General features: G+C 63.5%; 9 protein-coding genes and 1 tRNA gene. 5 read left to right on the plus strand and 5 right to left on the minus strand.

All coding sequences use genetic code 11. The features are described 5' to 3' along the window. Positions 1-5 precede the first annotated feature (5 nt). Positions 6-1,652, plus strand: coding sequence for an iron ABC transporter permease (locus tag PSV38_RS19520; RefSeq protein ID WP_300550636.1), 1,647 nt, complete (start codon positions 6-8; stop codon positions 1,650-1,652). Position 1,653: 1 nt separating this feature from the next. Here the strand turns inward: PSV38_RS19520 and PSV38_RS19525 are convergent, their stop codons facing one another. Further along, positions 1,654-2,679 (minus strand): extracellular solute-binding protein, encoded by a 1,026-nt coding sequence (locus tag PSV38_RS19525; protein ID WP_300550480.1) that lies wholly within the window; start codon positions 2,677-2,679, stop codon positions 1,654-1,656. 105 nt (positions 2,680-2,784) lie between these two features. On the opposite strand from PSV38_RS19525, the gene ureE reads away from it, so the two are divergent. From ureE to ureG, 3 genes are read left to right on the plus strand one after another with little or no spacing between them, the layout of a single operon-like run. Continuing rightward, positions 2,785-3,450, plus strand: a complete 666-nt coding sequence (gene ureE, locus PSV38_RS19530; protein WP_300550482.1) for an urease accessory protein UreE — start codon at positions 2,785-2,787, stop codon at positions 3,448-3,450. Beyond that, positions 3,450-4,205, plus strand: coding sequence for an urease accessory UreF family protein (locus PSV38_RS19535; RefSeq protein WP_300550483.1), 756 nt, complete (start codon positions 3,450-3,452; stop codon positions 4,203-4,205). The genes ureE and PSV38_RS19535 overlap by 1 nt, the downstream gene beginning before the upstream one ends. Further along, positions 4,202-4,849, plus strand: a complete 648-nt coding sequence (gene ureG, locus PSV38_RS19540; protein WP_300550485.1) for an urease accessory protein UreG — start codon at positions 4,202-4,204, stop codon at positions 4,847-4,849. Before PSV38_RS19535 ends, ureG begins: the two co-directional genes overlap by 4 nt. A gap of 7 nt (positions 4,850-4,856) precedes the next feature. Here ureG and PSV38_RS19545 read toward each other — a convergent pair. From PSV38_RS19545 to PSV38_RS19555, 3 genes are all read right to left on the minus strand, one after another. After that, positions 4,857-4,931, minus strand: a tRNA-Arg gene (locus PSV38_RS19545). A 40-nt stretch (positions 4,932-4,971) separates the two neighbouring features. Next, positions 4,972-5,775, minus strand: a complete 804-nt coding sequence (eutC, locus tag PSV38_RS19550; protein WP_300550487.1) for an ethanolamine ammonia-lyase subunit EutC — start codon at positions 5,773-5,775, stop codon at positions 4,972-4,974. Then, positions 5,772-7,133, minus strand: a complete 1,362-nt coding sequence (locus tag PSV38_RS19555) for an ethanolamine ammonia-lyase subunit EutB (RefSeq protein WP_300550489.1) — start codon at positions 7,131-7,133, stop codon at positions 5,772-5,774. The genes eutC and PSV38_RS19555 overlap by 4 nt, the downstream gene beginning before the upstream one ends. A gap of 141 nt (positions 7,134-7,274) precedes the next feature. On the opposite strand from PSV38_RS19555, the gene PSV38_RS19560 reads away from it, so the two are divergent. Then, a complete protein-coding gene (locus PSV38_RS19560; RefSeq protein WP_300550491.1) occupies positions 7,275-8,498 on the plus strand; it encodes a cation:proton antiporter in 1,224 nt (407 codons plus the stop codon). A 16-nt stretch (positions 8,499-8,514) separates the two neighbouring features. Here PSV38_RS19560 and PSV38_RS19565 read toward each other — a convergent pair whose 3' ends face one another. Then, positions 8,515-11,586, minus strand: a complete 3,072-nt coding sequence (locus PSV38_RS19565) for a transglycosylase domain-containing protein (RefSeq protein WP_300550493.1) — start codon at positions 11,584-11,586, stop codon at positions 8,515-8,517. Positions 11,587-11,673 lie beyond the last annotated feature (87 nt).

Consider the following 11,673-nt stretch of genomic DNA (forward strand, 5'->3'; position numbering starts at 1 on the left):
CCATGATGTCCTCCTACCCCCACCGCATTCGACCCAGTGGGCTGACCCTGCTCGCACTGCTCATCGCCGTGGTCATGGTCATCCCGCTGCTGTCCGTGGCCACCAATGTGTTCAATGCAGGCACCACCGGCACCTGGGCCCACCTGATGGACACGGTGATGGCGGATTACATCACCACCACCGTGGTGTTGTGCCTGGGTGTGGGCACCGGCACGGCGCTGGTCGGCGTGGGCGCGGCCTGGCTGGTCACCCATTGTGAGTTTCCGGGGCGCCGGGTTTTTGAATGGGCCCTGGTGTTGCCGCTGGCCATGCCTGCCTATGTGATGGCCTATGCCTACACGGATGTCCTCCAGTTCTCAGGCCCGGTTCAGAGCTGGCTTCGGGCCAGCTTGAACTGGACCCGCGCCGACTATTGGTTCCCCGATGTTCGCACCTTGGGCGGGGCGATTTTCATGTTCATCGGGGTGCTTTACCCCTATGTGTACATGCTGACCCGCACCGCGTTTCTGGAAAGAGGCGGTGCCGTGACCGAAGCCGCCCGCTCCCTGGGCTTGAGCCCATGGCAGAGCTTTGTCAGGGTCTCGCTGCCCATCGCCCGCCCCGCCATCGCCGCCGGCATGGCCCTGGCTTTGATGGAAACACTGGCCGACTATGGCGCGGTCTCTTACTTCGCCGTTCAAACCTTCACCACCGGCATCTATCGGGCCTGGTTCTCGTTGGGCGACCGAGTGGCCGCCGCCCAGTTGGCCATGTGCCTGCTGGGCTTTGTGCTGGTGGTCTTGAGCATTGAGCAAAGCTCACGCGGACGGGCCCGCTTCCACGGCACCGGTTTGCGCAAGCCGTCGCGAGGTCACCGACTTCGGGGCGGGCCAGCAGGATTGGCGGTGGTGGCTTGCCTGATCCCGTTGTTGATCGGCTTCGTGCTGCCAGGCGGCGTGATGCTGCACATGGCACTGACCGACGGCGATGCCCAGTTCGGCACGCGCTTCCTGACCTTGGCACGCAACAGCTTCGTGGTCTCGGCCATGACCGCCGTGCTGGCCGTGACGTTGGCCCTCATCGTGGCCTATGCCCATCGTCTGCACCCCACACTTTGGACCAGGGCCGCCCATGGCGCTGTGGGCATGGGCTATGCCCTGCCGGGATCCGTCATCGCAGTGGGCGTGTTGATCCCGGTCACCCAACTGGACAATGCCCTGGTATCGGCTTTGAAAGCGCACCTGGGCTGGCAAGGTGGCTTGATACTCACGGGCGGCATTGCCGCGTTGGTGTACGCCTGCCTGGTTCGCTTCCTGACCGCCGCCTTGCAAAACGTGGACGCTGCCTTGCACCGGGTCACATCCCACATGGACGACGCCGCGCGCAGCCTGGGGCTGTCCTCAGGAAAAACCTTGCTCAGGGTGCACCTGCCACTGCTCAGGCGAGGCCTGTTGACCGCGGGGCTGCTCGTGTTCATCGACGTGATGAAAGAGCTGCCTGCCACGCTGGTCATGCGGCCATTTAATTTCGACACCCTCGCCACACAGGTCTACACCCTGGCCTCGGACGAGCGATTGAGCGAAGCCTCCACCGCCGCCCTGGCCATCGTGGCGGTGGGACTGGTGCCACTCATCATTTTGTGCCGCCAGATTGCCGCAGAGCGGCACGCCTGATTCAGCGCCATCCGGCGCGGTCAAACACCTTCTGAGCCAGCACTGCGTTGGCACCCAGTTGGCCCACGGGCAGCGCATCGGCCTTGAAGGCCCCCAATGACTCCAAAGCCGGGTTCTTGACCTTGGCCGAACTGACCACTGGCCACTCGTTGTTGCCATCGGCAAAGTAAGCCTGCGCCTCGTCGCTGCTCAGGTATTCCAGAAAACGGATGGCGGCATCACGGTTCGGCGCGGTCTTGATCACGCCAGCGCCAGACACATTGATGTGGGTGCCCCAGGACTTCTGGTTGGGCCAGGCCACGCCCAGGTCCTTGACCACCTGAAGGTCTTCAGGCTTGCTGGAGCGCATGAGCCGCGCCAGGTAGTAGCTGTTTGAAATGGCCACACCGCATTCGCCAGACGCCACCGCCTTGATCTGGTCGGTGTCCCCCCCCTTGGGCGAGCGGGCAAAATTGGCCACCAGGCCCTTGGCCCAAGCTTCCGTCTTGGCCTCGCCCAGGTGAGCGATCATCGCGCCACCGAGCGACAGGTTGTAGGGATGCGAGCCCGAGCGCACGCAAACTTGCCCCTTCAAACGCGGCAAGGCCAAGTCTTCATAGGTCTGAACCATGTCAGCCTTGATGGTGGCCTTGTTGTAGACGATCAAGCGAGCCCTGGTTGAAAACGCGACCCAGGTGGGCGTGCGCAAAGTGGCTGGAATGCGGGCTTCCAGCACCTTGGATTGCCAGGGCTGAAACAACCCTGCCTTGTCGGCGACTTCAAGGCGCGAGGCATCCACGGTGATTAGTAGGTCAGCCGGGCCATTGGCGCCTTCGTTCTTGATCCGCTCCAGCAACTCGTCTTCCTTGCCATCCAGGCGGTTGACCTTGATGCCGGTCTGCTTGGTGAAGTTGGCGTACATCGCCTCGTCGGTTTGATAGTGGCGCGCCGAGTAGATGTTGAGCACGCCGCCAGATTGAGCATGAGCGCTGACCACAACGGCCCCAACAAGCACGCCGGTAAATACGGATTTGACGAAGATATTCATGAGCTTTGAGGCCGGTTGGCGTCCAATTGTTCTTCAAAAATAATAACAGCAATGATTCTTATTTGCAGAATACAGGTGTCACGTTTTTTGCTTACCATTGACCCCATGCTGACCGTCAACAAACTCCTCCCCCAAGGCCAGGGCCTTGCCAACGCGCTGCTCAAGCGCGCCCACACCGTCGAACTCGACTGGGATGTTCGTCAGAAAAGCCGCTTTGACGCCACCGACAGCGCTGGCCGACAGTTGGGCATTTTTCTGAGCCGCGGCACTGCCGTGCGCGGTGGTGATGTGCTGGTGGCCGAAGACGGTTCGCTGATCCGCGTCACCGCCAAGCCCCAGCCCGTGCTGGTGATCACACCCTGCGCCGAGCACGGCAAAGCGTTCGACTTGACGCGCGCGGCCTACCACTTGGGCAACCGCCATGTGCAGATCGAGTTGCAGCCCGATCACCTGAAGATTGAGCCCGACCACGTGCTGGCCGACATGCTGCGGGCCCTGCACCTGACCGTGGTGGAAGCCAACACGACCTTCGAGCCCGAAGGCGGGGCCTATGCGGCGGGCGGTGGTCATTCACATGGCCACGGGCATCAGCACGAAGAAGACGGGCACGACCATGCGCAAGAAGGCCATGCTCAGGGGCACGAGCACCATGACCACGGTCATGCCCCGCCCGCCACACCGGCTCGTGGCAAACCGATTGGCATCGCGGTGAAGTCCGCAGCCGCACCCCACGTGCATGGCCCTGGCTGCAACCACGGCCACGACCACTGATGCCTCGCGTTCTGGGCGCTCCCACGCCCCTGAGTGCCTCCGCACGATTGCAGTTGATGTGGCTGGCCTCGCCCGCCTTGCCCGTGGGCGGCTTCAGTTATTCCGAGGTGCTTGAAGCCGCCGTTGAATCAGGCTTCGTCTCCAATGAGGCCACCGCCGGTGCCTGGCTGCGCGACCAGTTGCACCTGAGCGTGGCCCGCGCCGACCTGGCCGTGGTGGCCAAGGCCCTGCCCGCCTGGCAGCGCCACAACCTGCCCCGCATCACCGAACTGAACGACTGGGTCGTCCACACCCGTGAAACCACCGAACTGAAGCTGCAGGCCGAACAGATGGGCCGCTCGCTGGTCGAATGGGTGCGCAACCGTGGCAACTCCGTGGCCCCGAACGACCCTAGGTTGGCGCAGTGCGCCGCGCTCAAGCCCGCGCCCACCTGGCCCGTGGCTTTTGCACTGGCCGTGGCCCAGTGCCTGCCCGACAACCCGGCCCACACCGCGCCGCACAGCGACATCGTCAAAGACACGCTGCTGAGCTTCGCCTTCGGCTGGGCCGAGAACATGGTACAGGCCGCCATCAAGTCCGTGCCCCTGGGCCAGAGCGCCGGTCAGCGCATTTTGCAATCACTGATTGACGACATCCCCACCGCCATTGACCACGCCTGCGCCCTGCCCGACAGCCAGCGCCAGGCTTTCACCCCCATGCTGGCCATCTTGAGCAGCCAGCACGAAACCCAATACTCACGCCTCTTCCGATCATGAGCACCAACCTGCACAACATCCCCAACCGCACCAAGAAACTGCCCCCCCTGCGCGTGGGAGTGGGCGGCCCGGTCGGCTCCGGCAAGACCACCCTGGTCGAAATGCTCTGCAAGGGCATGCGCGACACCTACGACCTGGTCGTGGTCACCAACGACATCTACACCAAGGAAGACCAGCGCCTGCTGACCGTGGCTGGCGCGCTGGAGCCCGACCGCATCATGGGCGTGGAAACCGGCGGCTGCCCGCACACCGCCATTCGCGAAGACGCCTCCATCAACCTGGAGGCGGTGGACCGCATGCTGGCCAAGTACCCCAATGCTGACATCGTCTTCATCGAATCGGGTGGCGACAACCTGGCGGCCACCTTCAGCCCCGAGCTGAGTGACCTGACCATCTACGTGATCGATGTGGCGGCAGGCGAGAAGATCCCGCGCAAGGGCGGGCCTGGCATCACCAAGAGCGACCTGTTCGTCATCAACAAGACCGACCTGGCCCCTTACGTGGGCGCCAACCTGGACGTGATGGAGGCCGACACCAAGCGCATGCGCGCTGCGCGGCCATTCGTGATGAGTAATCTGAAGACCAAGGCGGGACTGGATGAGGTCATTGCCTTCATCGAGACCAAGGGCATGCTCAAGAGCTGATGGTGGATGGTGGCCCCAGCAGGAATCGAACCTGCATCTGCCCCTTAGGAGGGGGCTGTTCTATCCATTGAACCATGGAGCCAGACCGGCCGCCATTGTGCCTCAGGTCGCGGCCGCTGTTTTCAAGGGTTGATGGCGGGGGCGGCCGACGCGCCGTGCTCGTCTTTCAAGCGCACGCCCGACAACTGCAGGCGCCTGGACTCGCGCAGCAATTGCATCAGCTTCAGCGCGGCGTGTTCATAGTCCAGGCCTTCGGGCCGCACGTTCGAGATGCAGTTGCGGTCAGCGTCGGTCAAACCTGGGCGAGGCATCCACGCCAGGTAGAGGCCCATGCTGTCGGGTGAACTGAGCCCGGGCCGCTCGCCGATCAGGATCACCACCAGCCGGGCGCCCAGCAGCTCGCCCACCTCGTCTTCAATGGCGACCCGGCCTTGCTCCACGATGACCAAAGGCGCGATCGACCAGGCTTCGGCTTGCACGGCAGGCAACACCCGCTGCAAGAAAGGCACGGCATGCCTGCCGATGGCCAGTGCCGACAGGCCATCGGCCACCACGAAGGCGATGTCACAGCCACGTGCCTGCGGCTCGGCGGCTTGCAAGGCGCTGGCTGAACAACGATCCAGGAGCATTTGCCGCGATGGGGCATCCAGCCGGCGGCCCAGGTCGGGCCGTTTCAAGTAAGCATCTCGGTCAGCCGCCGCGCTGTGCAGCCACAGGGTTTCATGGCCCAGCGCCGTCAAGGCGGCCTGCAAGGCGGGCACATCCAGCGCCAGGTGCACGGCATCGCGTGCCTGGGCATGGGCCTGTTGGAACGCCAGATGCGGCGCGGTCGGCAGGCTCACACCCGCGCGCCCCAAGGCAATGCGGGCCCGTGTGAAACGGCGTAAGGCCAGCCAGGGATTGGCGGTAACGGGCGACGGGCTCATGGCGCGCTCAGCAGGGCATGCTGAAAGCCCGGGGGCAACTCACTGGCCAACCGAAAAGCGGCCCCCTCACCTTGCAGGATCTGCATGCCTTGCAACCAGGCCTCGAACTCGGGCGCCGGCCGCAAGCCCAACACCCGGCGCACATACAGCGCATCATGGAACGAGGTGCTCTGGTAGTTGAGCATGATGTCGTCCGAGCCCGGCACGCCCATCACGAAAGTGCAACCCGCCGTGCCCAGCAGCGTGAGCAGCACGTCCATGTCGTCCTGATCGGCCTCCGCGTGGTTGGTGTAGCAAACGTCGCAGCCCATGGGCAGGCCCAACAGCTTCCCGCAGAAGTGGTCTTCCAGGCCTGCGCGGATGATCTGCTTGCCGTCGTACAAGTACTCGGGCCCGATGAAGCCGACCACGGTGTTCACCAGCAAGGGCTTGAAGTGGCGCGCCACCGCATAGGCGCGGGCCTCACAGGTTTGCTGGTCCACCCCATGATGCCCATTGGCCGACAGGGCACTGCCCTGCCCTGTTTCGAAGTACATCACGTTGTCGCCCACCGTGCCCCGCTTCAAGGACAGCGCCGCCTCGCGCGCCTGCCCCAACAAAGCCAGGTCAATGCCAAAACTGCGGTTGGTGGCCTCGGTGCCGCCAATCGACTGGAACACCAGGTCCACGGGCGCGCCACGTTCCATCGCGGCCAGGGTGTTGGTGACGTGGGTGAGCACGCAGGACTGGGTCGGGATGGCGTATTGCTCGATCAGTTCGGCCATCATCGTCACCAGCTTGATGACCTGCGGCACGTTGTCGGTGGCCGGGTTGATGCCAATGACCGCATCGCCACTGCCATACAGCAGTCCATCAATCAGGCTGGCCGCGATGCCGCTGGCGTCGTCGGTCGGGTGATTGGGCTGCAAGCGGGTGGACAGTCGGCCTTTCAAACCGATGGTGTTGCGAAAGGCGGTGACCACCCGGCATTTTTGACCGACCAGGATCAGGTCCTGGTTGCGCATGATCTTGCAAACCGCGGCGGCCATCTCGGGTGTGATGCCCGGCGCCACAGCGGCCAAAGTGTCACTGTCGGTGTCGTCTCGCAACAGCCAGTTGCGAAAGTCGCCCACCGTGAGGTGCGCGATCGGCGCAAACGCCTTCGCATCATGGGTGTCCATGATCAGGCGCGTGACCTCGTCCTCTTCATAGGGGATCAGCGCGTCGTTCAAGAAGGTGCGCAGGGGAAGATCAGCGAGGGCCATCTGCGCCACCACCCGTTCTTGCGCAGTTTGCGCGGCAATGCCCGCCAGGAAATCTCCCGATCGTGCGGGCGTGGCCTTGGCCATCAGGTCTTTCAGATCGCGGAACAGGGGCATGCGAAACCCTTTCAGGCCAGACCAGCACAGTCTGCCTGATTTTGTCAGCGAGGGCGGCACCCGCATTGCTGGTCAGGGTGCTCAAGGGCTTTTTCCAATCTGTTTTACATGCACATTGCCTGGTTCGTACTAGTGGGGTCCGTGCTAATCGCGATGGCGTTTTCCAACCATCTGGTCAAGCGGTTGCCCTTGTCACCCGCCATCCTCTACCTTGGCGTCGGGGTCCTGATCGGGCCGCTGGGCGCCAGCATGCTCGACCTGTCACCCGAGGACAGCATGCCATGGCTGGAAGTGCTGACGGAAGTGGCGGTGTTGATCACCCTGTTCACGGTGGGCATGCGCTTGCGGGTGCCGTTTTCACTTTCAGCCTGGGCGGTGCCGCTTCGATTGGCCACCGTAGGCATGGTGGTGACCACCGCCTGCATCGCCTTGATTGGATGGCTCCTGCTGGACCTGCCCTGGCCCGCTTTGTTGCTGCTGGGTGCCGTCTTGTCGCCCACCGACCCGGTGTTGGCTTCCGAGGTTCAGATCCGTCACCCCGAGGACCGGGATGGTTTGCGGTTCTCGCTGACCGCCGAAGGGGGGCTCAACGATGGCATGGCGTTTCCGGGCGTGATGCTGGCGCTGGGCTTGATGGGCCTGCATGAAATCGGTGACTGGGGCTGGCGGTGGCTGGCCGTTGACGTGGTTTGGGCCCTGGCTTCGGCCCTGCTATTGGGTTGGCTCTGCGGCTACGCGGTGGGGCGGGCAGTGCATGCCCTGCGGCAAAGCGGACACCCGCTGGAGGCCGAAGAGTTCTTGGCCTTTGGCATGATTGCCCTGGTGTACGGGGCCGCGCTGCTGATCCACGCCTATGGCTTCCTGGCGGTATTCGCAGCAGGCGCCGCGCTGGCCCATTGCGAGCGGTCTTTGCGGGCTGACAAAGTGGCCCACCAGGACGGCGCGCACTCGTCTCGATTGATCCACTTCAGCGCGCAGAGCGAGCACCTGGCCGAGGTGGCCATCGTGCTCGTGATCGGAGCATCACTGGCCTCGGTCGACTGGGAATGGACTACCGTCGTGTTTGCCCTGCTGGTGATGGCCGTGGCACGGCCCGTGGCGGTGCTGGCCACGGTGCCTTTGCGCCTGATGGCCCAGCCCCAGCGCCGCCTGGTAGCCTGGTTCGGCATCCGGGGCGTGGGGTCGGTGTACTACCTGGCTTACGCGATCAACCATGGCATCGATGGCACGGTGGCGCGCACCTTGACCAGCGCAGTCATGATCGCGATATTCATCTCGATCCTGGCCCATGGCATCTCGGCCACACCCCTGATGGAGCGCTACATGAAACGGAAGAAGCGCAGCCCCGGCGCCGAACGCGACTGACCCCTCTCGGAGCCCGTCAGCGCTTGGACGCCACCAGCGGCTCCTTCTTGCGGCAACTGCCTGGGCCATCGGGTGCTTTTTCTTGCACAAGGGGCATCAGGGCCGGTGCAAGCGACTTCAGCACTTGGGTCGACAAGGCACTGGTGAAGGTGTACTTGGCGGCATAGGGCTCGTGCACATAGGCCGTCAACGTGCCAAAAAAGCGGTCGCCAATCAAAAAGACGAAGGTGGCCGATCGGTTGACCACGCGCGACGAGATCAGGCCGCCCCCAGGCCCATGAACGTCAAAGCGGTGGTCGCCGGTGCCGGTTTTTCCACCCACATCGATCACGCTGCCGTCAGGACGCACAAAGGCCCCCTTGAGCCGCTTGGCGGTTCCGCCGTCGACCACGGCGAGCAAGGTACGGCGCGCCACATCAGCCACTTCTTCAGGCAAGACCCGCTCCGCCTTGGCGGTGGTCTGCTCCAGCCGGGTTTCGAAAGGTGTTCCCGATGCAAAGTCCAGGCGTTGCAACTTGCTGACTGGCATGCGCATGCCCTTGTTGACGATGATGCCCATCAGTTCGGCCAAGGCAGCGGGCCGATCACCAGAGGCGCCCAGGGCCGTGGCATAGGACGGTGTCAATGTGGCAAACGGGTAGCCAAGACGACGCCAGTCGCGGTTGATTTCGGCAAAGGTGTCTCGCTCCAGCAGGTTGCGGATGCGGGAGTCCTGGGCGGTCTTGTGCCGGGTTTTGAAGAGCCAGCCGTAGACCGCTTGGCGCTCCTCAGGGCTGGCCGCCATCACCTCGGTCAGGCTGGCCTTGGGGTGAGATTTCAAGTGCCCCACCAGCCACAGGTCAAGGGGGTGAACGCGGGCAATGTAGCCCCGGTCGGCCAGTGAAAACTTGTCGGGTGCGTAGTCGTCGTAGAGGCGCTGCAGCTTGGCCTCACTCAATGGCCGCTCTGGCAACTGCTCGTTCATGAAGCTCGTGAACTCGGCCAACGAGGCCTGGGGATCAATGCTGCGGAACATCACCGCCAGGCGCGATGGCGCGGACTTGGCTCGCTTGATGAGCTGGTCGCGGGCTTCCTCTGGGGGCTTGCCTTTGTACTTTTTGTAGAAACGGCGCAGGAACTCACGGCCCTCGCTGTCGGCGAACCGGGCCAGGTATTCCTGGCGACGCGGGTCGTCTGAATCTTCCAGCAAATCGTTGTCCGATTTGCTGTTGTTGGCCATGTAGGCGTACACCACATCGCGCATGAGGCGAACAAACACCAGGTTGACCGACTTCTGGAAAGCCGTGCGCAGGTCCATGACCCCGCCGTCTTCTTCCGATTCGAAGTTGTTGAAGTGGTGCGCCCCACCGCCCGTGAAAAAGGTCTCGCCCGGACTGGCCGAGTACTTGCGGTCCATGGCAGCCTCCAGCATGGTCTTGAGGCTCTTGTCCTTGGCGTCGAGCAGGTAGTCACGCGACCAGCGTCGCAATACATCCCGGCGCTGCACGGGCACGGCGGTCAGGTCTTCTTCGCTCATGGGGCTGAACTGCCCGTGCAAGTCGGCGATGACCTTGAGGTAAGAGATCAGGGTGCGCAGCTTGGCGGTGGAGCCCAGGTCGAGCTTGGCCCCTTCATTGATGTCGAAGGGCTGGTCCAGGTTGTCACTTTGCACCCGAAGCAGGTTGGCCTGGCCACTGCGCTCGAACAGCGTGAAGCTCAAGGTCAGCTTGCTGGGATCGTCGCCCGCCTGCAGCATGTGATAGCCGTAAAGACCCTGAGCCATGGCCATTTTGGGGTCCTTGAGGTCGCTGAGCAGGCGCGTGGCCGTGCGCTGCAAATCGCCATCGAGGGTGCTGTTGGTTTTCAGGTCCAGGCGGTCCAGGTCGTACAGACGCGGCACCTTCAGCATGGTGGACAGCGTGGACCGCATCGCTGTGATGGCCTTGCGGTCCACGAAGGAGATCGGCCGCTCGATGGGTTGCACGGGGTGCAACTTGAGTTTGATGGGCAAGGCGGCATCGCGCAGCGCGATGGGGATCAGGTTGACGCTCGCCAACAGGCGCAGGTGGCTGTCGGTCAGCCTTTGCAGGTCCTCGTGGCCATCGACCAGGTAATGGGAGGGGCGGCGTTGAGCAATGAACAGGGAGAGCACCTGCTTGTAGGCCTTGGCCTGCCGCTCCAGTTCAGGGCCCGCAGGCGCCGGTGATTTGACCGCGGCGTTCACCAGGGCATTGACCTCGGCGAAATCCCGGCCATACCAGGCCCACAAACCATCGCCCACGCCATGGACTTCACCCACACCTGGTTTGGCGGACAGGGGCACTGAGTTGACGTAATCAAGGACGATGCGGCGGCGCGCACCACGGGTGTCCTCGCCATCAAGGTAGGCGCGCACCGAGGCAGAGGCCACTTGGCGCAACTTCTCCTTCATGGACGAGGTGCGGCCGTCGGGCGAATGTCGGTATTTTTCGATTTGCGTGGCCAAGGTGCTGCCACCCGCCGAGCCTGGCGCGTCGCTGACGTGCCGAGCCACCTGCGTGATCACGGCCTTGCCCAGGCGGCTCCATTCGATGGCCGGGTTGTGCGTGGGGTAGGCTGCATCGAGCAGCTCGCGGTTTTCGATGAACAGCAGCGCATCGACCAAGGGATCAGGGATCGCCTCGAAGCGCGGGTAGACACGCTCTGGAAACCGAACCGCGTACATGGCCTGCCCGCTGCAATCCAGGATCTGCAGCCCCGCCTGCGAGGTCTCGTGGTAAGCCGTGAAGATGCCTTGGTCGGTCACGCGCAGCAGATCGTCGGACATGCGCGCCTGGGCGCTGACCTGGTAACCCTGCACACCCAATCGTTTGACGAAATCAGGAATGTGGCTGTAACCCAGCCGATCGTCATAAGGCCCGGGCTGGGGAAAACTGAGAGCGCGGCTGGGCCCAGGCTCGACTTTGTAGGTCAGGCCCTGGGCCAGGCCGCTCAGATACCGGGCCTGCAGACGGGAGGTCTTCGCCTCGTCAGACACGAAATAAGCGGCCGCCGCGATGGAAGCCACCACGACACTGCCGATGAGCAGCCGCTTCAATATTCGGGGGGACTTGGTTGGGGAATCGGTCAAGGGTCACTCAGCTGGGAAAACAGGCCGCTGGCGAGCTGCCAACACGGGCAATTCGCAAAAATCCAGCATAAAGCGGATCGGCCTTTT

It is taken from the genome of Aquabacterium sp. (assembly GCF_029946005.1).
Classification (GTDB): domain Bacteria; phylum Pseudomonadota; class Gammaproteobacteria; order Burkholderiales; family Burkholderiaceae_C; genus Aquabacterium.

What these genes read in the sequence shown, in the direction of transcription:
- ureG (WP_300550485.1), top strand. Translation starts at nt 4,202, where the DNA reads ATGAGCACCAACCTGCACAACATCCCCAACCGCACCAAGAAACTGCCC.
- PSV38_RS19520 (WP_300550636.1), top strand. Translation starts at nt 6, where the DNA reads ATGTCCTCCTACCCCCACCGCATTCGACCCAGTGGGCTGACCCTGCTC.
- ureE (WP_300550482.1), top strand. Translation starts at nt 2,785, where the DNA reads ATGCTGACCGTCAACAAACTCCTCCCCCAAGGCCAGGGCCTTGCCAAC.
- eutC (WP_300550487.1), bottom strand. Translation starts at nt 5,775, where the DNA reads ATGAGCCCGTCGCCCGTTACCGCCAATCCCTGGCTGGCCTTACGCCGT.
- PSV38_RS19525 (WP_300550480.1), bottom strand. Translation starts at nt 2,679, where the DNA reads ATGAATATCTTCGTCAAATCCGTATTTACCGGCGTGCTTGTTGGGGCC.
- PSV38_RS19535 (WP_300550483.1), top strand. Translation starts at nt 3,450, where the DNA reads ATGCCTCGCGTTCTGGGCGCTCCCACGCCCCTGAGTGCCTCCGCACGA.
- PSV38_RS19555 (WP_300550489.1), bottom strand. Translation starts at nt 7,133, where the DNA reads ATGCCCCTGTTCCGCGATCTGAAAGACCTGATGGCCAAGGCCACGCCC.